This is a genomic window from Naasia lichenicola (assembly GCF_004801885.1).
In the GTDB taxonomy this organism is placed as follows: Bacteria; Actinomycetota; Actinomycetes; order Actinomycetales; family Microbacteriaceae; genus Naasia; species Naasia lichenicola.
Genome location: NZ_SSSM01000003.1, coordinates 361,902 through 382,812, shown reverse-complemented (window position 1 = coordinate 382,812; position 20,911 = coordinate 361,902). Strand labels below are relative to the sequence as shown.

19 protein-coding genes are annotated in these 20,911 nt (G+C 69.5%); 13 read left to right on the top strand and 6 right to left on the bottom strand.

The window, feature by feature from the left end:
- Positions 1-35 precede the first annotated feature (35 nt).
- From murA to E6C64_RS06930, 4 genes are read left to right on the top strand one after another with little or no spacing between them, the layout of a single operon-like run.
- Positions 36-1,406: a UDP-N-acetylglucosamine 1-carboxyvinyltransferase gene (gene murA, locus E6C64_RS06945; protein ID WP_136426904.1), complete on the top strand. Its 1,371-nt coding sequence runs from the start codon at positions 36-38 to the stop codon at positions 1,404-1,406.
- A complete protein-coding gene (locus tag E6C64_RS06940) occupies positions 1,403-2,215 on the top strand; it encodes a lysophospholipid acyltransferase family protein (protein ID WP_136426903.1) in 813 nt (270 codons plus the stop codon). The genes murA and E6C64_RS06940 overlap by 4 nt, the downstream gene beginning before the upstream one ends.
- A complete protein-coding gene (locus tag E6C64_RS06935; protein ID WP_199240984.1) occupies positions 2,208-3,242 on the top strand; it encodes an NAD(P)H-dependent glycerol-3-phosphate dehydrogenase in 1,035 nt (344 codons plus the stop codon). The genes E6C64_RS06940 and E6C64_RS06935 overlap by 8 nt, the downstream gene beginning before the upstream one ends.
- 4 nt (positions 3,243-3,246) lie before the next feature.
- Complete coding sequence (locus E6C64_RS06930; RefSeq protein ID WP_136426902.1) at positions 3,247-4,344, top strand: D-alanine--D-alanine ligase family protein; 1,098 nt, start codon at positions 3,247-3,249, stop codon at positions 4,342-4,344.
- Positions 4,345-4,448: 104 nt separating this feature from the next.
- Here the strand turns inward: E6C64_RS06930 and E6C64_RS18910 are convergent, their stop codons facing one another.
- A complete protein-coding gene (locus E6C64_RS18910) occupies positions 4,449-5,033 on the bottom strand; it encodes an endonuclease domain-containing protein (protein WP_158437767.1) in 585 nt (194 codons plus the stop codon).
- Positions 5,034-5,541: 508 nt separating this feature from the next.
- On the bottom strand, positions 5,542-6,111 hold the full coding sequence (locus E6C64_RS06920) for a DUF3515 family protein (protein WP_233255507.1): 570 nt from the start codon (positions 6,109-6,111) through the stop codon (positions 5,542-5,544).
- A 147-nt stretch (positions 6,112-6,258) separates the two neighbouring features.
- Here E6C64_RS06920 and E6C64_RS06915 point away from each other — a divergent pair, with 147 nt between their 5' ends.
- On the top strand, positions 6,259-7,311 hold the full coding sequence (locus E6C64_RS06915; protein WP_136426899.1) for a thiamine-phosphate kinase: 1,053 nt from the start codon (positions 6,259-6,261) through the stop codon (positions 7,309-7,311).
- Positions 7,312-7,344: 33 nt separating this feature from the next.
- Here E6C64_RS06915 and rsmD read toward each other — a convergent pair whose 3' ends face one another.
- Positions 7,345-7,911 (bottom strand): 16S rRNA (guanine(966)-N(2))-methyltransferase RsmD, encoded by a 567-nt coding sequence (gene rsmD, locus E6C64_RS06910; protein ID WP_136426898.1) that lies wholly within the window; start codon positions 7,909-7,911, stop codon positions 7,345-7,347.
- 41 nt (positions 7,912-7,952) lie between these two features.
- Here rsmD and E6C64_RS06905 point away from each other — a divergent pair, with 41 nt between their 5' ends.
- The 3 genes from E6C64_RS06905 (at position 7,953) to coaD (ending at position 11,162) form a co-directional block, all read left to right on the top strand.
- Positions 7,953-8,321, top strand: coding sequence for a glyoxalase superfamily protein (locus E6C64_RS06905; protein WP_233255536.1), 369 nt, complete (start codon positions 7,953-7,955; stop codon positions 8,319-8,321).
- Between the two features lie 41 nt (positions 8,322-8,362).
- Positions 8,363-10,534, top strand: coding sequence for an ATP-dependent DNA helicase RecG (locus tag E6C64_RS06900; RefSeq protein ID WP_136426897.1), 2,172 nt, complete (start codon positions 8,363-8,365; stop codon positions 10,532-10,534).
- 115 nt (positions 10,535-10,649) lie between these two features.
- Complete coding sequence (gene coaD, locus E6C64_RS06895) at positions 10,650-11,162, top strand: pantetheine-phosphate adenylyltransferase (protein WP_136426896.1); 513 nt, start codon at positions 10,650-10,652, stop codon at positions 11,160-11,162.
- Between the two features lie 58 nt (positions 11,163-11,220).
- Here the strand turns inward: coaD and E6C64_RS06890 are convergent, their stop codons facing one another.
- Positions 11,221-12,309, bottom strand: coding sequence for a hypothetical protein (locus E6C64_RS06890; protein ID WP_136426895.1), 1,089 nt, complete (start codon positions 12,307-12,309; stop codon positions 11,221-11,223).
- Between the two features lie 315 nt (positions 12,310-12,624).
- On the opposite strand from E6C64_RS06890, the gene E6C64_RS06885 reads away from it, so the two are divergent.
- The 3 genes from E6C64_RS06885 to fgd are packed head-to-tail and all read left to right on the top strand — an operon-like array spanning position 12,625 to position 15,485.
- On the top strand, positions 12,625-13,626 hold the full coding sequence (locus tag E6C64_RS06885) for a TIGR03557 family F420-dependent LLM class oxidoreductase (RefSeq protein ID WP_136426894.1): 1,002 nt from the start codon (positions 12,625-12,627) through the stop codon (positions 13,624-13,626).
- Entirely contained in the window at positions 13,623-14,411 is a 789-nt protein-coding gene (locus E6C64_RS06880; protein WP_136426893.1) for a coenzyme F420-0:L-glutamate ligase, read from the top strand. Before E6C64_RS06885 ends, E6C64_RS06880 begins: the two co-directional genes overlap by 4 nt.
- Positions 14,412-14,462: 51 nt before the next feature.
- Complete coding sequence (gene fgd, locus E6C64_RS06875) at positions 14,463-15,485, top strand: glucose-6-phosphate dehydrogenase (coenzyme-F420) (protein ID WP_136426892.1); 1,023 nt, start codon at positions 14,463-14,465, stop codon at positions 15,483-15,485.
- Between the two features lie 316 nt (positions 15,486-15,801).
- On the opposite strand, the gene E6C64_RS06870 is transcribed toward fgd, so the two are convergent.
- Positions 15,802-17,733 (bottom strand): glycoside hydrolase family 13 protein, encoded by a 1,932-nt coding sequence (locus E6C64_RS06870; protein ID WP_199240982.1) that lies wholly within the window; start codon positions 17,731-17,733, stop codon positions 15,802-15,804.
- 173 nt (positions 17,734-17,906) lie between these two features.
- Here E6C64_RS06870 and cofC point away from each other — a divergent pair, with 173 nt between their 5' ends.
- Positions 17,907-18,539, top strand: a complete 633-nt coding sequence (gene cofC / locus E6C64_RS06865) for a 2-phospho-L-lactate guanylyltransferase (RefSeq protein ID WP_136426891.1) — start codon at positions 17,907-17,909, stop codon at positions 18,537-18,539.
- A 126-nt stretch (positions 18,540-18,665) separates the two neighbouring features.
- Here the strand turns inward: cofC and cofD are convergent, their stop codons facing one another.
- Positions 18,666-19,712 (bottom strand): 2-phospho-L-lactate transferase, encoded by a 1,047-nt coding sequence (gene cofD / locus E6C64_RS06860; protein ID WP_233255506.1) that lies wholly within the window; start codon positions 19,710-19,712, stop codon positions 18,666-18,668.
- 121 nt (positions 19,713-19,833) lie between these two features.
- On the opposite strand from cofD, the gene E6C64_RS06855 reads away from it, so the two are divergent.
- Entirely contained in the window at positions 19,834-20,889 is a 1,056-nt protein-coding gene (locus E6C64_RS06855) for a hypothetical protein (protein ID WP_136426890.1), read from the top strand.
- Positions 20,890-20,911 lie beyond the last annotated feature (22 nt).

Genomic DNA, 20,911 nt, shown 5'->3' with positions numbered 1-20,911 from the left:
ACGGTGGTCACGACAGGAAAAGGATCCCGCATCTCGTGAACAGTCTCCTCAAGGATGCTCAGAAGGCCGGCGAACACGTGGGGCTCACCTTCGATCGCATCGCGATCGACGGCGGAGTGCCGCTCAAGGGCCGCATCGAGGTCCGAGGCGCCAAGAACCTGGTCACGAAGGCGATGGTCGCCTCGCTTCTCGGTGAGACCTCCAGCCTGCTGCGCGGCGTGCCCGACATCAGCGATGTCCGGGTCGTCCGCGGACTGCTCGAGGTGCACGGCGTCAAGGTGAGCGATGGCGCCGAGCCCGGCGACCTCATCCTCGATCCGTCCAACGTCATCAGCGCCCACATGGCGGACATCGACGCGCATGCCGGCTCGAGCCGGATCCCCATCCTGTTCTGCGGCCCCCTGCTGCACCAGCTCGGCGAGGCGTTCATCCCCGACCTCGGCGGCTGCCGGATCGGCGACCGGCCCATCGACTTCCACCTCGACGCGCTCCGCAAATTCGGCGCCGTCGTCGACAAGCTGCCGAGCGGCATCCACATCACCGCGCCCAACGGCCTGCAGGGCACCGAGATCGAGCTGCCCTACCCGAGCGTCGGCGCCACCGAGCAGGTCCTGCTGACCGCCGTGCGCGCCACGGGGACGACCGAGCTGCGCAACGCGGCCATCGAGCCCGAGATCATGGACCTCATCGCGATCCTGCAGAAGATGGGCGCGATCATCTCCGTCGAGCCCAATCGCGTGATCCTGATCGAGGGCGTCGACCGCCTCGAGGGCTACACGCACCGGGCCATCTTCGACCGCAACGAGGTCGCCAGCTGGGCGTCCGCGGCGCTGGCGACCCAGGGCGACGTGTTCGTCGGCGGCGCGAAGCAGGAGCACATGATGACGTTCCTCAACGTCTTCCGGAAGGTCGGCGGCAAGTTCGACATCTACGAGGACGGCATCCGCTTCTACCACCCGGGCGGCGCGCTCAAGCCGGTCGTCATCGAGACGGATGTGCACCCCGGATTCATGACCGACTGGCAGCAGCCGCTCATCGTCGCGCTCACCCAGGCCCACGGCTCCTCGATCGTGCACGAGACCGTGTACGAGAACCGCTTCGGCTTCACGGACGCACTCATCGAGATGGGCGCGGACATCACCGTGCACGCCTCCGGGCTCGGCGGAACGCCGCGCCGGGTGCCTCGTCGTGACCTCGAGCAGGCGGCCGTCATCACCGGCCCCACCCCTCTGCACGGCGCCGACATCGAGGTGCCCGACCTTCGAGGCGGCTTCTCGCACCTGATCGCAGCGCTCACCGCGGAGGGCCGGTCGACGGTCAGCAACGTGGGCATCATCAGCCGCGGCTACGAGAACTTCATCGCCAAGCTGCAGGCACTGGGCGCGCGCTTCGACATCCTGGGATGACCGGGCAGCAGGCCGGCGGGGCGGAGCCTCGCCCCACTGACGCGCGCCGTCGCTCGGTGCGCTCTTCGAAGCATCCGGAGAAGAGCCATCCGTCGGCGTTCTGGCCTGTCGCCGGCACCGCCATCCCGCTGATGAGCCTGTTCAGCAGGCTGACCATCGTCGACGGCGGCAAGGTGCCCGCGTCGGGCGCCTTCGTGCTCACCCCCAACCACATCACCGAGATCGACCCGGTCGTCGTCGGCTGGTCCCTCTGGCGGATCGGCCGCGCGCCGCGCTTCCTCGCCAAGGAGTCGCTGTTCAGCGTGCCCGTCATCGGCGGCGTTTTGCGCGCGACAGGCCAGGTGCCCGTGCAGCGCGCCGGCGGCGGAAGCGGCGCGGCGATCCCGCTCGACGAGGCCAAGCGGCTCGTCGAGAAGGGGCAGGGGCTGATCGTCTATCCCGAGGGCTCGCTCACCCGCGATCCCGACACCTGGCCGATGCGCGGCAAGTCGGGTGCGGTGCGTATCGCCCTGCAGAACGACATCCCCGTCATCCCGGCCGCCCACTGGGGCGCCCAGCGGCTGATGAGCCGATACGGCCGCAGCATCCGCCTCTTCCCGCGGTCGAAGATCACCATCAAGTTCGGCGACCCCGTGGACCTCAGCGAATATCGTGGCCGGCCGCTCGACGGACCGACCCTGACGGCCGCGACCGAACGGGTGATGGCCGCGATCACCGCCCTGCTCGAAGACCTGCGCGGCGAGACGGCCCCCGTCGAGCGCTGGGATCCGAAGAAGAAGGGCCAGACGGAGATCGGCCGCTTTGACTGACCCCTTATCCGACCTCATCCCGGTCCGCCCGACGCGCGTCGCCGTCCTCGGTGCCGGCAGCTGGGGCACTACCTTCTCCAAGGTGCTCGCCGACGGCGGCGCCTCCGTCATGCTCTGGGCCCGCAGGCCCGAGCTGGCGCACGAGATCAACACCGGCCACCGCAACAGCGACTACCTGCCCGGCATCAACCTGCCCGCCGCACTGCGGGCGGACTCGCGGCTCGGCGCGGTGCTCGAGGGGGCGGAGCTCGTCTTCGTCGCCGTCCCGAGCCAGACCCTTCGCGCCAACCTCACCGCCGCCGCGTCCTCCATCCCGTCGGACGCGATCGTCGTCAGCCTGATGAAGGGCATCGAGCAGGGCACGCTCAAGCGGATGAGCGAGGTGATCGGCGAGGAGCTCGGCATCGGCGGAGCTCAGATCGCGGTCGCCTCGGGCCCGAATCTGGCGCTGGAGATCGCGAAGCAGTGGCCGACCGCCGCGGTCATCGCCTCGGACGACCTGGTGACCGCGCAGACCGTCGCGCTCGCCGCCACCAACAAGTACTTCCGCTCGTTCGTGAACACCGATGTCATCGGAACCGAGATCGGCGGAGTGCTCAAGAACATCGTCGCGGTGGCGATCGGCATCGTCGACGGCGTCGGATATGGCGAGAACACCAAGGCCTCGATCCTGACCCGAGGCCTGGCCGAGATGACCGACTTCGCGGTGGCCTACGGGGGACGGCCCGAGACCCTGTCCGGCCTCGCGGGACTCGGCGATCTCATCGCGACGAGCGAGTCGTCGCTGTCCCGCAACAACACGGCCGGCCGGCTGCTCGGTCAGGGCTACAGCTTCGGCGATGTCGTCGCGACCATGAAGCAGACCGCCGAGGGTCTCGCCTCCATCGCACCCGTGCTCGAGCTGGCAGCGGCCCGCGGGGTGAGCATGCCGATCGCGCTCCAGGTGGCCCAGGTGCTCGACGGTACGCTCGATCCGCGCGACATCGCTCCGCATCTGACGACCGACGACCTGCCCCAGGGGGAATGATCCAATGGCCGACGGCCGCATCCGCGTTGCGCTCCTCTTCGGCGGGCGCTCGAGCGAGCATTCGATCAGCTGCGCCACGGCCGGCGGGGTGCTCGGCGCCATCGACCGCGAACGGTACGAGGTGATCCCGGTGGGCATCACCCGCGACGGCGCCTTCGTGCTCGAGGCGGATGACGCGTCTCGCTTCGCTCTCGATCCCTCCGCGCTGCCCGAGGTCGTCGACAACGGATCGCGTGTGCTCTGGCCCGACAGCGCCGCCTCCCGCGAGCTGCGGGTGGAGTCGGATGGCTCGGTCCGCTCGCTCGGCGACATCGACGTCGTGTTCCCGATCCTGCACGGACCGTTCGGTGAGGACGGCACGATCCAGGGCATGCTCGAGCTGATCGGACTTCCCTACGTCGGCAACGGCGTGCTCGCCTCGGCGCTCGGCATGGACAAGCACTTCACCAAGACCGTGCTGGCGGCAGCCGGGATCGCGGTGGCCCCGTGGGTCACGGTGACCGCCGGCAGCTGGGCATCGTCGCAGGATGTGCTGCTGCCCTCGATGGTGTCGCTCGGATTCCCCATGTTCATCAAGCCGGCGCGTGCGGGATCGTCGGTGGGCGTCAGCAAGGTCGTCGATGTCGACGGGATCGCTCCGGCTCTCGAGCTCGCGTTCGCCGAGGACTCCAAGGTGCTCGTGGAGGCTGCGATCAGCGGTCGAGAGGTCGAGGTCGCGGTGCTCGGCGGCCGCGCCGGCTCTCCCGCCCGGGCGTCCGTCGCCGGCGAGGTGGTCGTGACCGGCCGGGACTTCTACGACTTCGCCGCCAAATACCTGGATGCACCCGGCGTCGACCTGGTCTGCCCCGCGTCGCTGACCGACGATGAGCTCGCCGAGATGCAGTCCATCGGCATCCGCGCCTTCGAGGCGATCGGCGGCGCAGGCCTCGCCCGGGTCGACTTCTTCCTGACCCCGACCGGCTTCGTGGTCAACGAGGTCAACACGATGCCGGGCTTCACTCCGATCTCGATGTTCCCGCGCTGCTGGCTGGAATCCGGCTTGACCTATCCGGAGCTGATCATGGAGCTGATCACCCTGGCCTTGGAGCCCGCCGCCTCCTGACGCGGTCCCTGAATTCAGGAGTCCTCTCTCCTGAATTCAGGCCGAGATCACGTTTGCAGGCAGCATCTCGCCAGGAGCCCGGAGAACGTCACATCGTCCTGAATTCAGGATGTGCCGCTTCGCCGCCACGAATCCCAACGGTGATCGCCGCGCGCGATATGGGCCTGGATGGTCTCCAGCACTCGCGGCCAGTTATTTACGATCTGCTGGTAGGTGAACTGCAGCACGGTGAAGCCGCGCAGCTGCAACTCGGCCGCCCGGGCATGGTCGGCTTCGAAGTCCTCGCGTTGTGAGTGGAACTGGTAACCCGCGGCTTCGATCACCAGCCGTTCGCCGATGAGCCCGTCGACGCGGAACGGACCGATCTGCACCTGGGGCGCGATCTGGATGCCCGCGGCAGACAAGCGAACCCGGAGGAGGGATTCAAGGCCACTCTCCGCTCGCGAATCGAGCAGCGGAAGCAGCGCGCGAAGTCGTTGGCTATGCGCACGCATGGCGATCTTGGAGATGTGGGCGGAGGTGAACCGCCGCTCCGAGCGCGAGATGGCGTCGATTCCGGCGACCGCCCAATCAGTCGGCAGGCACTGCGCGAGATGCGGGATCAGGTTGTCGAGGGGATCCGTCACGGCTCCCCGCGGCCTCGCCACGAGCTCGCCACTCCAGTGCACGATCGGATCGACCCCTTCCACCGATCTCAATCGAGAGGCGTTCGGGGCCACCGCGAGGTGAAGACGTCGATCCGCCGGAGCGAAGAGGCTCCTTCGCTGAAGCTCCGAGACGCAGGTCAATGCCCCTCCCACTCGGACCGCCGCACGGATGCTCGGATCAGCATCCGCTGTCGCGACCCACCCGTTGCGCAGGACGGTCAGCCGTCCGGCCGCGACGAGCCGGCTGATCTGAGGACGCGTCCACCCTGCACTGACAAGGTCCGCGCGCCAAGCGACGCCGCACTGGTCGCGAAGCAGCTGTTCGGGATTCATGGCATACGAGCGTGCCCGCTCTGCTGACACCCACCTTCCATCCGCCGGAATCTGTGCAGACGTTCCGGCGCTCGCCGACTGTGGACGACCGCCCTGGCGTCCTGAATTCAGGTCTGGATGAAGTTCTCCGGTGACATCCGTCGAAGGGGCCGGAGAACCTCGCATCCGCCTGAATTCAGGAGAAAAGGACACCTGAAATCAGGAGATCCGGCAACCGCTACGGGGCGGGGGTGGAGGGGACCAGCTCTGCGTCCTCCGCGCCGACGCAGGGGTGGTCGAGCGCGAGGATCGAGACCACGTCCGACAGGTCGGTGAGCACGTCGGTTCCCGAGGACTTGGTGCTGTCGATCGTCACCTCGACCGCGGGCGCGCGGTTGTAGCTGATGTAGCTGTAGACCGGCGCTTTCGAGTCGTCCTCGACCCAGTCCACCTCGCTCGCGCCGTCGCCGATCGCGATGCATCGGTCGGTGGTCGGAGCGCGCTGCGTGACGCCGCAGACGAGCAGCACGCTCGAGGGATCGCCCCACGCGGCGGTGCCCTGCGCATTGGTCTCGCGCTTGTCCGCGCCGTCAAGCGTGTCGGGAAGGCGGACGATGACGTCGGCGCAGGCGGTCGCTGTCGCCTCCGGCCCGGGCTCGAGCGACACGGTGGGGGAGCAGGCGGCGAGGCCCGTGCTCAGGATCACGACTGCGGTGATTCCTGCGATCCGCTGCGCCAGCTGCAGCCGGGTCTGAATCCGGGTGCCGGTCCGGCCCGGCGCGGGCAGGAGCGATCGGGACCGGAGCACGTCGCCAGGGTACCGGCCGGCGCCTGGACGAAGGGCCCCGTGGTCTTGCGTACGTGGCAGCCGAATGTGCACGAAACCGGCGGATGTGCGCGAAATTCCGTGCACATGGGGCCGGAACGTACACATGGGCTGGGCTAGCGTCGGAGGGTGAGCCTCGACCCTGCCGCCCCCGACTCCGCGACGCTCGGGTCGGCGGGCGAGCTGGCGGCACTGCGTCGGATCTTCCCGATCCTGCCTCCCGCGGCCGCGGCGACGGTCGGACCAGGGGACGACGGCGCCGTGATCGCCGCACCGGACGGACGGGTCGTCATCTCGACCGATCTCCTCGTGCACGGGCCCGACTTCCGGCTCGCCTGGTCGTCGCCGTTCGACCTGGGCTGGAAGGGCGCGGCCACCAACCTCGCCGACATCGCCGCGATGGGTGCGCGGCCGACCGCCTTGGTCGTCGCCATCGCCGCGCCGCTCGACACGCTGATCACCGACCTCGAGGGCATCGCCCGCGGCCTCCGCGATGCGTGCGCCGAGCTCGCGCCCGGGGTCGGAGTGGTCGGCGGCGACCTGTCGGCGAGCGACACCCTCACCATCGCCGTGACGGTATTCGGCGACCTGGGTGGCGTCGACCCCGTCCTTCGCTCGGGCGCTCGGGCGGGAGACGTGATCGCGCTCGCCGGCACCGTCGGGCGCGCGGCTGCAGGTCTGCGGCTGCTCTTCGCGCAAGGGATCGATGAGGACGGCGAGCCCGATCCCACCGCAGCCGCCGAGTTGGTCGCGCGTCGGCCGGCCGCCGTCGAGGCGCAGCTGCGCCCGACCCCGCCGATCGCGGCTGGAGTGGCGGCTGCCCTCGCCGGCGCCACCTCGATGCTCGACGTATCCGACGGGCTGCTCCTCGACGCCGGACGCATCGCATCGGCCAGCGGGTTCGACCTCGACATCGATCTGCACGCGCTCGAGGCCGATCGCGCCTGGATCGCCGGTGCCGCCCCTGAGCTGATCGAGGTGTCAGCGGAGATCGTCCTCACCGACGGGGAGGACCACTCGCTGCTCGCGACCTTCCCGGCGACCGCCACGCTCCCTGGGGCGTTCCGCCCCATCGGCGTCGTCCGTCAGGGCGACGGCCGGGTGCTCGTCAACGGCGAGGATCCCGCCGTCCGCACGACGGGATGGGATTCCTTCGTGGGCTGGGACGGCGCAGCGGGCTGACTCGGGTCTGATCCTGCCGAGTGAGCCCGCCGGTCAAGCGGGCTGGGCGTAGAAGACGCGCGTCTCGCCATAGTCCCGCGCCCGGTTGAGCTCGATGCCGTCGGGCCAGCGGGGATCGGCCGATCGAGTGCTGCGCTCGAGCACGATGAGCCCGTCCGGTGCGATCCGTTCGGCGACGAGCTGCAGCGTCCGATCGATCTCCTCGGTCGCCACGTCATAGGGCGGATCGAGGAAGACCAGATCGTAGGTCGCCGTATCGGTGGAGAGGAATGCGTCAGTCGTCTGACGGGTCACCAGCAGCTGCAGACCTCGTGGCGCCCGTGGGGATGCGCTCACCGTCGCTGCATTCCTCTTGCAGGCCGACGCCGCCGAGGCGGACGAGTCGACGAGCTGCGCGGACACCGCTCCCCGGCTGACGGCCTCGAGCCCGAGCGCCCCGGAGCCAGCGTACAGGTCGAGCACGCGCGCGCCGTCGAGCACCCCGCGAGCGTCGAGCGCCGAGAAGATGCCCTCCCGAGTCCGGTCGCTCGTCGGGCGGGTGGCGCCGTTCGGAACGGCGAGCCGGAGCGAGCCGGCGAAGCCCGAGATGATCCGCGTCACGATCTCCGAGGGTAGCGGCGGCGGCGAGTAGCGTGAGCGCCATGATGCTGCTCGGCCCAGTCATCCCCATCCTCCGCATCTTCGACGTGCCGAAGGCGGACGAGTTCTACCTCGGCTTCCTCGGCTTCCAGGTCGACTGGGAGCACACGTATTCATCAGGTGGCCCGACCTATCGCCAGATCAGCCGGTCCGGCGCGTTCCTGCACCTCACCGAGCACTTCGGGGACGGCACTCCCGGCACCGCGACGCAGATCACGGTCACCGGGATCGCGGAGTTCTGGAAGGAGCTCCACCAGAAGGAGTACCGCCACGCCCGGCCCGGCCTCGAACGCCAGCCGTGGGGGAGGACCGTGGACGTGAGCGATCCGTTCGGCAATCAGCTCAGATTCCTCGAGCCCAACCCGGAGTGATCGCAGGCGATCGTGTCGGACGGTCGCGCTAGCCTCGTTCCGTGGCCGGCACACTCGACACCAAGCTCGATGGCGTGCTCGGGGGCAAGACCGCCACGGCATACAAGCGTGCGTTCGCGATGGAGACGGTCGGCGACCTGCTCTCGCACTACCCCCGCCGCTACGCCCGCCGGGGCGAGCTCACCGCGCTCGACGAGCTGCCGATGGACGAAGAGGTCACCATCGTCGGCGAGGTACGCAGCGCGACCGAGCGCAAGATGCAGTCGCGCAAGGGGAGCCTGTTCGAGGTCTCGATCAGCGATGGCAAGGGCTTCGTCAGCCTCACCTTCTTCAATCAGTCCTGGCGGGTGAAGGAGCTCAGGGTCGGCGTCCGCGGGATCTTCTCCGGCAAGATCTCGCGATACAAGGGCAATGCGCAGCTCGCCCATCCCGACTACCGGCTGTTCGGCGAGCTCGACACGGTGCCCGACCACGACCTCGATGACGCGGCGGCCAAGGCCTTCGCGAACCAGCTCATCCCCATCTACCCCGCGACCGGCAGCATCACCAGCTGGCAGATCCAGGACGCAGTGGCGCTCGCACTCGCGTCCCTCGATCCGCTCGACGATCCTGTGCCCCCCGAGATCCGCGAGGAGTACGCGCTCATCCATCAGGGTGCCGCGCTCGAGCTGATCCACCGGCCCAAGCGTGCGTCCGACTTCCTGCAGGCGAGGGAGACCTTCAAGTTCCACGAGGCCTTCGTGCTGCAGACGGCACTCCTCGAGCAGCGCATCGTGTCACGGGCCACGGCCGCAACCCCTCGCCCCGACGCGCAGGACGGCTATCGCGCCCAGTTCGACTCGGCCCTGCCGTTCGATCTCACGAAGGATCAGGAGGTCGTCGGCGAGGAGATCGCGCGCGACCTCGAGCAGCCGATCCCCATGAATCGGCTGCTGCAGGGCGAGGTCGGATCGGGCAAGACCCTGGTCGCACTCCGGGCGATGCTGCAGGTGATCGACGCGGGCGGCCAGGCCGCGCTGCTCGCTCCGACCGAAGTGCTCGCATCGCAGCACCTCCGATCCATCGCGAAGTCCTTGGGCCCCGACCTCTCCGCCCGCCTGATGCCGACGCTGCTCACGGGCCAGCTGTCGGTCGCCGAGAGGCGCAAGGCGATGCTGCGGATCGTCAGCGGCCAGGCGCGCATCGTGATCGGCACCCACGCCCTGATCGGCGACAAAGTGGAGTTCTTCGACCTCGGTCTCGTCGTCGTCGACGAGCAGCACCGCTTCGGCGTCGAGCAGCGCGAGGCGCTTCGACAGAAGGGTCACACGCCGCCGCACGTCCTCGTGATGACGGCCACCCCGATCCCGCGCACGGTCGCGATGACGGTGTTCGGCGACCTCGACATCTCGACCATCACCGAGCTGCCGCTGGGGCGTTCGGCCATCGAGAGCTTCGTGGTGGGGCTGACCGAGACACCGACGATGATCCATCGCGTCTGGAAGCGGGCAGCCGAGGAGGTGGCGAAGGGCCATCAGGTCTTCGTGGTGTGCCCGGCGATCGACGCCAAGCATCCCGAGCAGGGTGCGTCTCCCGAGCAGGACGAGGTCCCTCAGCGTCCGGCCGCGTCCGTCGAGGTCATCATGGGCGCGATGCCGACGATCGACCAGCTCAAGGGCCTGCGGATCGCCGCTCTGCACGGGCGGATGACCTCCGATGAGAAGGACTCCGTCATGCAGGCCTTCGCGGCCGGCAGCCTCGACCTCATCATCGCGACGACCGTGATCGAGGTCGGCGTCGATGTGCCCAACGCGTCGACGATGATCATCCTCGACGCCGACCGGTTCGGCGTCTCCCAGCTGCACCAGCTCCGAGGACGCGTCGGACGAGGCAAGGCTGCCGGCATCTGCCTGTTCGTGACCTTCGCAGAGGTGGACAGCCCCGCCCGCGTCCGGGTCGACGCCGTCGCAGGCACCTCCGACGGCTTCGCGCTCGCCGAGATCGACCTCGAGCTGCGACGGGAGGGCGATGTGCTCGGCGCAGTGCAGTCGGGTGGCAGGTCATCGCTTCGCCTGCTCCGGGTGGTCGCCGACGCCGACGTCATCCAGCAGGCCCGCGCCGCCGCCGGACAGGTGCTCGACGGCGATCCCATCCTCGCCGGGCACCCTGCCCTGCGCGCGGCCATCTCGCGGCGCCTCGACGAATCCACCCGCGAGTACCTGGCCAAGAACTAGCCCGCGAACTGCCCGGTTCTGCCGCCTGGAGGCGTCCTCGGGCGGCAGAACCGGGCAGATGGAAGTTGAGGGCGACTCGCAACCCGCCGCAAGGTGTCGCCGATAGGGTTGAGGGATGCACAGGATCGCGGTCGTCCCTGGCTCGTTCGACCCGGTCACGCTCGGTCATCTCGACGTCATCGAGCGCGCGGCCAAGCTCTTCGACGAGGTCCACGTGCTGGTGGTGCACAATCCCGCCAAGACCGCCCTGCTGCCGATTGGCAAGCGCGTCTCGCTCATCTCGAAATCGATCGAGGATGCCGGCTTCGCCGGTGACATACGCGTCGCGTCGTGGAGTGTCGGACTGCTCGTCGATTACTGCAACGATGTGGGTGCGGTCGCCCTGATCAAGGGCATCCGCTCGCAGATCGATGTCGCCTACGAGACCCCGATGGCCATCGTCAACCGCAACCTGGCGAACATCGAGACCGTGTTCCTGCTCCCGGATCCGTCCCATGCGCATGTGTCGAGCTCGCTGGTTCGCCAGGTCGCGTCCCTGGGCGGCGACGTGGCGCCCTACGTTCCGCCCGCTGTTGCCGCATTCCTGCGGCCGGGAACCTCGCCCGACCTGCTGCGCGCCGAGCGCTAGCTCGGCTCGTACCACCGCGCACGAGCGACGGTTCGGCACGCCGGAACGAAGATCCGGGTCAGCGGGCGTCGGCGAGGACGCCCGTCAGGATCTCGCGGTGCAGGTCGAACAGGGGAGCGGTGCGCTCCGAGGGGCCGCGTCCGAAGCCGCATTCCGTGGCGACGCCGAATGTCGAGATGGCGGATCCGGCGGCGGCGATCCTGCGGCGGGCGCCCTCGACGCCGTCTTCGTGGTGGACGAGGCCCAGGTGGATCGCGGTCTCCTCCGGGATGTCGAGGCCGATGAGCGGGGCGAAGTACGCCTCGTCATCCCGCTCGATCGGCACCGGCAGGTGGATGAAGTCGATGGTGCGCGGCCGCGCGGCGAGCACCCCGCCGATGAAGTCGGCGAGCTTGCCCGCATCCGTCGGCTGCACGAAGTGCGCCTCCTCGATGTCGCCGTAGCAGAGGTGGTAGCCGACCTGGACATCGTCCGGAACGGCCGCGGCCTGACGCGCCGCTCGCTCGACGATGCCCCCGAGGGTGTCGTCGAACCAGGCGGTGAGTCCGGGCAGGCCGGGGGCGCCCTCCTCGAGCAGCGCGAACTCGACGGCCGTGTCCCATTGGATGGCGAGGTCCCGGTGCGGGATGCCGACGAGGATGCGCTCGAGATCGCCGAAGAGCGCCTGCTCGTAGACCGGCTCGACGGCCGCGCGATCCTCGGGCACGAAGAACGCACCGACCACGGCGGCCGGAGTCGGGAGCGAGACCTGGAACCGCACGCCCTCGGCGAGCGCTCCCGAGTCGCGGAGGCGTGCGAACTCGGCGTAGGACTCGAGCGCGGCGGTCGCATAGCCGAGGTCGGGGAAGACGAGCGCAGCGGCGTCGACCGAGCCGTCCAGCCGGAAGGGGCGCACATCGAAGGTGTCGCGAATCTTGAATCCGAGCTCGCCTACCCGCTCGAGACCCGGGGTCTCATCGAACCGGAAGGTCTGGAACTGCAGCCAGTAGAAGCGCTCACCGACCTCGCCGTCCGGGATGCGGACGAGCTGGTCGCCGAGATGCTCGGCCGCCGTGGTGAAGACCGCTGCGGCGTCGGGCAGGTTGATGCTGCCGACGAGGTGCGCGCCGATCAGGGTGGGAGACGTGCGGGACGAGGTGATGGGCATCTGGAACTCCAAAGGGAGGGGAGTGGCGAAGCGCGACTCCCGGTCGACGGGAGCCGCAGGCGTGTTCTCGGCGGACGTTCGGATCGACGATCCGGAACATCGGGATGGAGAACGCGAGGCCTCGCATGATGCGCTGCGGTTGACGCCGATACTCGCATCGGCTCCGGCCGGATCGGAAGCCTGCCGCGTCACGGAACGCAACACACGTCGGAACCAGCCGGCGGGACGCAGAGTCCACACCCGGAGCCCAGGTGGACCGCAGGACCCTGGAGGGTGCGCGGCAGAGACCCGAATGCGCGGTGGGAGGATAAGGGAATGGCTCCCCTCAGCATCGGCTACGCGGCGATGCTCGAGCAGTTCGCGCCCATGGAGGCCGTCGAGCTCGCCGCCTACGCGGAGAGTCGGGGCTTCTCGGGTGTGATGGCCGCCGACCACTTCCAGCCGTGGGTGCCGTCGCAAGGCAACAGCTCCTTCGTCTGGAACGTCCTCACCGCTGTCGCCGAGCGGACGACCGGGGACTTCGGGCCCGGTGTGACCGCCCCGACCTTCCGCTGGCATCCGGCGATGGTCGCTCAGGCGTCGGCCACCCTCGGCGCCATGTATCCGGGCAGGCACTGGCTCGGAATCGGCTCGGGCGAGGCGCTCAACGAGCACATCGTCGGTCAGTACTGGCCCGAGGCGCCCGAGCGGATCAACCGCATGTTCGAGGCGGTCGACCTCATCCAGAAGCTCTTCACGGCGTCCCGGTCCGGTCGGGACGTCAAGCACTCGGGCACCCACTTCAAGCTCGAGTCGACCCGGCTGTGGACGATGCCCGAGCGGATCCCCGAGATCCTCGTCGCCACCGCGGGACCCGTCACCGCGAAGCGCGCCGGACGCACGGTGGACGGGATGATCACCGTCGGCGCCCCGTACGAGAAGGTCGCCGGACTCTTCTCGCGCTTCGATGACGGCGCCCGCGAGGTCGGCAAGGACCCGACGCGCGCGCCGAAGGTGCTCCAGCTCCACCTCTCGTGGGCGCCCACGGACGAGGAGGCGATGTCGAATGCGCTGCGCGAGTGGCCGAACGGCGCGATGCGCTTTCCGAAGAGCGACATCCGCTCGCCGTTCGAGTTCGAGCAGCTCGCCAAGCTGGTCCGCCCCGAGGACTTCGAGGGGCGGATGGTGGTCTCCGCCGACCTCGACCTGCACCGAGCCGCGATCCAGCGCTTCGCCGATCTCGGCGCCACGCGCATCTACCTGCACAATGCCGGTCGCAACCAGCGCGAATGGATCGACGCCTTCGCCCGCGACGTGCTGCCGAAGGTCGTCCGATGAGCGCGACCCGGATCGAGGTCTGGTCCCTTGACGGCATCCCCGAGATCACTGCCGGTGATGATCTGGGCTCGCTTATCGCGGGTGCCGCTGAGGGGCTGACCGACGGCGACGTCGTGGTCGTCAGCAGCAAGATCGTCTCGAAGGCCGAGGGCAGGATCGTTGCGGCGCTCGATCGCGAAGATGCGATCACGTCCGAGACGGTCCGGGTCGTCGCCACCCGTGCTCGACCGAACGGCGGTGTGACGAGGATCGTCGAGAACAGACTCGGTCTCGTCCAGGCCGCGGCGGGCGTCGACGCCAGCAATGTGCCGGACGGCTACGTGCTCCTGCTCCCCGAGAACCCCGATCGATCCGCCGGCGAGCTGCGCGCGGCACTGCGCGAGCGCCTCGGTGTCACCGTCGGCGTGGTGATCACCGACACTCTCGGCAGGCCATGGCGCACCGGACAGGTGGATGCCGCGATCGGCGCGAGCGGACTCCGTGTCGTCGACGATCTGCGCGGCACCCTCGACGCGGGTGGGCGCCCGCTCGACGTGACCCTTCCGGCAGTGGCCGATGAGATCGCCTCCGCCGCCGACCTGGTCAAGGGCAAGTCGGCGTCTCGGCCCGTCGCCATCGTCCGCGGCCTCGCCCACCTGCTCGACGACGCGGCCCCCGGTGCCCGCAGTCTGGTGCGCGTCGGCGACGAGGACATGTTCCGCACGGGCAGCGACGAGGCCTATGCGGAGGGCTACCGCGACGGCTTCCAGGAGGGCCAGTCCGAGTCCGCTCGCGACGAGCCCTGACCTCACGGACTTCACGACTTCCCCTCCACCACCCACCGATCAGGAGATCGCATGCTTCCCCTCAAGCTCGGCTACAAGGCCTCCGCAGAGCAGTTCGACCCCCGTGAGCTGGTCGAGATCGCCGTCGCCGCGGAGGCGCACGGCATGGAGAGCGCCACGGTCTCCGACCACTTCCAGCCCTGGCGGCACACGGGCGGCCACGCCCCGTTCTCACTGGCCTGGATCGCCGCGGTCGGTGAGCGCACCTCCACCATCCAGCTCGGCACCTCGGTCATGACGCCGACCTTCCGCTACAACCCCGCCGTGCTCGCCCAGGCCTTCGCCACCCTCGGTTTGCTCTACCCCGGCCGGATCATGCTCGGAGTGGGCACCGGCGAGGCGCTCAACGAGATCGCGACCGGCTTCCAGGGCGCCGGTGAGCAGAACTGGCCCGAGTTCAAGGAGCGCTTCGCCCGGTTGCGCGAGTCGGTGAAGCTCATGCGCGAGCTGTGGGCCGGCGAGCGCGTCTCGTTCGAGGGCGAGTACTACTCCACGCATGAGGCGAGCATCTACGACCGCCCCGAGGGAGGCATCCCGATCTACATCGCGGCCGGCGGACCCGTCGTCGCGAAGTACGTCGGTCGCGCGGGCGACGGCTTCATCTGCACCTCCGGCAAGGGCGAGGAGCTCTACGTCGACAAGCTGCTGCCCGCCGTCGAGGAGGGCGCCCAGGCCGCCGGCCGCGACTCGTCCTCCATCGATCGGATGATCGAGATCAAGCTGTCCTACGACACCGACGCGGACAAGGCGCTCGACAACACCCGCTTCTGGTCGCCGCTCGCGCTCTCGAAGGAGCAGAAGCACGACATCACCGACCCCGTCGAGATGGAGAAGGCCGCCGACGCTCTGCCCATCGAGACCATCGCCTCGCGCTGGATCGTCGGCAGCGATCCCGACGAGGTCGCCGCCAGGATCGGCACCTACATCGACTGGGGCTTCAACCACCTCGTCTTCCACGGGCCGGGTCAGGACCAGCGCCGCTTCCTCGAGCAGTTCGAGCGCGACATCGCCCCGCGCCTGCGCTCCCGCGCCTAGACACCACCCGTCCGTTGGTCGAGGAGGGCGCCCCGCGCCCGTCTCGAGACCGGCTGCGTCCGGCAACCGGTCTCGAGACGGCCGTGAACGGCCTCCTCGACCAACGAAAGATGGACGGTCGACCCATCCGTTGGTCGAGGAGGGCGCCCCGCGCCCGTCTCGAGACCGGCTGAGCTCGGCAACCGGTCTCGAGACGGCCGTGAACGGCCTCCTCGACCAACGAGGTGGTGATAGCCAGCCCCAGACGTTGGTCGAGGAGGGCGCCCCGCGCCCGTCTCGAGACCGGCTGAGCTGGCCTCGAGGCGGCAACCTGGTTCTACTTCGAGCCCGGCATCGAGCCCGGGTGGCCGGCGATGTCGGTCGGAGCGAGGTCCTCGATGGTCTCGTCGAGCACGGCCTGGGGGATGACGACGCCGGGCAGCGTCCACACGGTGAACGAGATGCCGTCCGTCGTGAGCCGGTATCCGCTGCCGTTCCCCGTCGCGATGCCGGGGCCCTCGAGCCGCTCGGGGGCCCCGGTGAGGGCGCCGTCCTCCAGGTCGATGACCGCGTGCGTGCGGGTGGCGAGCACCAGGGCGCTCTCGACGGCGGTCTCGCGCACGAAGGCGAGCGCGTCGTCCGAGACATGCAGCCAGCGGATCCCGCCCTCGCGGAGCGCGGGGTTGCTGCGGCGCAACCGGATCATCCGGGCGTAGAGATCGATCCGTTCGGCGGCGTCTTCGAGGGTGTCCCACGGCATCGGGCGACGTGAATCCTCGCCGTTCTCGCCGAGGGCGCCGATCTCGTCGCCCATCCAGACCACGGGGATTCCGGGCAGGGTCATCGAGAGGCCGAGCGCGACGGGTACCGCACCCTCGCGCGCATGCGTGGCGAACCGGGGGATGTCGTGCGTGTCGAGCGCATTCATCGACGCCAGCCGCACCTGCCAGGGGAAGCCGGCGGTGAAGCGGCGGTGGGTCTCGTAGAAGTCGACGCCGGTCCGGTCGGGAATGGTTCCGTAGGGGATGCCGAAGTAGCTCGACGGGCTGCCGGGCACGGACAGCCACTCGAGCACCGGACGGGTGAAGCCGGGATAGGTCATGGCCCCGTGCCAGGCGTCGCCCTGGAAGTCGGGCGAGGCGTCGGCGGTGTACTCGCCGAGCAGCAGAGTCTCTGGCTCGATCTCGCGCATGGTGGTGCGGATCGTGCGACGGACGTCGACGTTGTGATCCTCGTCGAAGTACCGGCCGGTCATGTTGGCGACGTCGATCCGCCAGCCGTCGAGCGAGAATGGCGGCCGCAGCCACTTGCCGACGACGGAGTCCGGTCCCTCGATGAAGCGATCGCGCAGCTCGGAGGAGTTCCAGTTGAACTTCGGCAGGCTCGAGTGCCCCAGCCAGCTGACGTACGTGCGCTGCTCGGGGTCGAGCCAGTAATAGAACTCGCTCTCGGGCGTGCCGGGCTGGAGATGCGATCGGGTGAACCACTCATGGGCGTCGCCGCTGTGGTTCGTGGTCAGGTCGCCCATCACCCGGATCCCGCGCGCGTGCGCCGCCTCGATCAGCCGGATGTACGCTTCGTCTCCGCCGAGCAGGGGATCGACCTCGTCGAAGGAGAGCGCGTCGTAGCGGTGGTTGGAGCGGGCCGGGAAGACCGGCGTCAGGTACAGCAGGTTGATGCCGAGGCGCTCGAGGTGATCGAGGTGCTCGGTGATTCCGTCGAGATCGCCACCGAAGAACTGGCGGCCGATGGACGGGCCGCGGTCGATGACCGTGTCCGTCCACTCGGCGTGCTCCGCCCACTCGGGCAGCTCGCGCTCGTCGGCGGCCACGGACCGGGCGAAGCGGTCGGGGAACAGCTGGTACAGCACGGCCTCGGTCGACCACTCGGGGATGTCGGTGCCCGCGGCCAGCCGGAAGTCGTCGTTGTCCCGCGGCTCCTGGCGGGTGCAGCCGTCAGCCGTGAGCCACAGGTGCTCCCCATCGCCCTGGACGACCAGCCAGCGGTACCGGATTACCGGGTTCTCCGCCAGCAGAGGCACCTCCCACCAGCCCCAGCCGTCGGCGGCGCCCACGAGCATCGCCCGGGTGTAGCGCGGCTCGTGGTCGACGACGGAGCGCAGCTGCACGTCGGCCACGGTGCCGAAGTGCTCGGGGATGCGCAGGCGCAGGATGACCGTCTCGTCGAGTGCGGGCGCGACCGCGGTGGTGTGCAGCACGGACCCGTCATGGTGCGGCCGGGCGGGCAGCGGAGGGAGCGGGGCGGTCATCGGTTGTGCAGCTTGTCAGCTGATGTCACGTGCTCGACCTCCGAGTCGGTGGCAGGGATTACCGACACAGTAGCGAGGAGGTGCGACGCGAAATCGCACGCCTGAGGCGGCGGGTAGAGTCGACGGGTGGACTCCCTGATCACGTGCCCATTCGTCGAGGGTGCGGAGATCGGATGACGCGTCGCTGGTCGGTGATCGTGCCCGTCAAGGGAGACGCGGCAGCGAAATCGCGGCTCCGCGTCGACGACGAGCTGCGCGGAGCGCTCGCGCTGTCGTTCGCGACGGACACCATCTCGGCCGCACTCGCCGTGCCCGAGGTGGCAGAGGTCATCGTGGTCGGCCCCGCCTCGTTGGAGACAACGGTCCGAGGCCTGGGCGCACGGCGCGTGGATGAGCCGAGCGGAGATGGCGCGGGGCGGAGTCGCCTCAACTCCGCGATCCGCGAAGGACTCCGGCGAGTGCGCGATCCTCGGCACGCAACTGCGGTCCTGCTCGGTGATCTGCCCCGACTGCGGCCGGCCGAGCTGGCGACGGCGCTCACTGCCGTCCGGACTCCGCGTGGACTGGTGCCGGACGCATCCGGGGCCGGGACGGTGCTCACCACCGCGCTGGCCGGCGTGCGGCACGTCCCACTGTTCGGCGACGGCTCGGCCGCGCGCCACCGGGCGGTCGGCTACGTTCCGATCCCGCTGCTCGGCCCGCCGTCGATGCACATCGGCCTCCGCGGCGACGTCGACACGATCGCCGACCTCGGATCTACCACGGACCGCGTTCTCGGCCCCGCCACCCGAGCCGCTCTCCGCTGATTCGACGCTTCCGTCAGCCGCCATCTTCACGGATCAGGCGATTCCCACGGATCAGGCGATTCTGCGTTTTCGGTCACGGATCAGGCGAATTCACCTGAACGGCGTGCGAAAGCCTGAGCCACGAGCTCAGCGGGCGCGGAGTCCTAACTCCAGCGCGGCATCGGCGATCGCCGCACTCTTCTCGAGATCGACCATCCACAGTGGACGCGCGACGGTCGCAATGCCCGCGGCGGCGAGCGACTCCACCGCTTGATTGTCCGCGGAGTCGACGAGCCAGCCGTCGAGCAGGCCTCCCGCGATTCGCGCTCCGTAGTGCAGGGCCACCGCCGACGCTGAGGTCGCCACCCCTATCGCTGTGAGGCACGCGTCCGCCATTCCGCGCACGACGGATCCGTCGATGATGGGGGAGACGCCGATCACGCGACCCGCTCCGCGGGAGAGCGCCGCTCGGATGCCCGGGACGTTGAGGATCGTGCCGATCGACACCACCGGGTTCGACGGTGCGAGCAGGATGACGTCCGCGGCCTCGATCGTCTCGAGCACGCCGGGCGCCGGTGTCGCCGTCTCGATGCCCTGCTGGACGAATCGACGGGCGGGCAGCGACGCGCGGTAGCGCGTCCACCATTCCTGGAAGTGCATGGTGCGGATGCGCTGGTCTGGGTCGGGCGATTCGGGATCGTCGACCTCCACGTGGGTCTCGACCTCGTCGTCGGTCATCGGCAGCAGGGTGACGCCGAGCGGCCAGCGAGAGTGGATGCGCGCGCTCGCGGCGCTGAGCGGGAGGCCGTCGCGCAGCATCGATGTGCGGGCGATGTGGGTGCCGAGGTCCAGGTCGCCGAGCGTGAACCACGGCCAGCCGATTCCGTACTCCGCGAGCTCGGCGCTGACCCGCTCGGTCTCGCCGACCCTGCCCCAGCCGCGCTGCTCGTCGTTGACGCCGGCGAGCGTGTAGAGGATCGAGTCGAGGTCAGGGGTGATGCGCAGTCCCGCCAGCCATGCGTCGTCGCCCGTGTTGACGATCGCCGTGATCGCGGCGGTGGTACCGCCATCGCCGTCGGGCCAGCGTCGAGCGGCGGCTTCGCGCAGTCCGCGCAGGAATCTCGCGCCGCCGACTCCGCCCGCCAGGACGGCGATGCGGACCGGAGCGCTCACGTCGGGATCTTCTGCAGGCACGATCCTCGAGCCTATCCGCGGGGGATCGAGGCAGCCCGGGATCGGCGGAACCACAGCCGCAGAGCGCCTTCCGCGCGCGAGCCGGATGGCATCGCGACGGAACGCCGGTTACGGTTCCGAGGTGAGCGAGCTCGAACGGGGAGGGGACGGATCGTCCTCCACCCTCCGCTTCGTGACGCCACCGGGATGGCCGGCTCCCGACGAGGACTGGACGGCCGGTCATCAGGGCTGGCAGCCGCGCAGGGGCTGGACGCCTGTCGAAGGCCTGCCGCCTGCCCCCGACGGCTGGCGGTTCTGGGAGCCCAACCCCTCGGTCTGGTCCCGGCTGACGGATCGCGCGCGGCGTCGGGCCCATGTGAGCGCCGTGATCGCCCTCGTCGCGCTGGTGATCGGATCGATCCTCACGGTGCATGGGCTGCTCGACCCGGCCGCTCGGGGCAGCGCGTTCGTCGCCTACCCGGTCGTCGCGCTCGCCGGAGTGCTTGGGCTCATCCGCTATCCCTTCGTCCTCGTGCAGATCACCCGGACGACCGCAGCGAGCGCAGTCGAAGGCGCGACGCCGGAGATGCACCGTCGAGACAGGGCCGCGTGGGAGCACTACCTCGCCGACTTCGAGCAGGCGCACACGGCCGAGGCGGGAGCGCCCGACGACCGGCCCCTCGACTACGAGGACTTCGCGGACGCCAAGGAGCGAGCGGCATGGGGGCAGTCGCCGACGACTCCCGTCCGAGCGCACGCGGCTCACGCATCAGGACCCGAATTCACGTCACTCCGCCGCGAACCGCTGGCGATCGTCGCAGGAGCCCTCGGTGCAGTGGGGCTGATCGGCCTGCTCGCGCTGGTCGTGGTGCTCGGTCGCTCTCTCCTCCCCGGCGGTGACCCGGCGGCCGCGGGAACGGTCGGCTTCTCCGTCGCGGACACGACCGCGTCTGATCTCACCGGGCTCTCCTGCAGCTCCGACATCGGCTGCTGGACCTTCCGGGTCACTCTCGACGAGGCCTGCGACGGACGCGCCACGGCACTCGTCGAGTTCGCGGAATCGGAGTCGGGTGCGCCGACCGACCAGCAGAAGTTCCCGCTGACGGGACTCGACGAGACGAATTCCGCGGTGCTGATCGTGCCGGCAGGCGTGGACAGCCCCGACTACGCCTCGGTGGAGTCCGTCAGCTGCTCCTGATCCCGGGACGCAGCCAGGCACG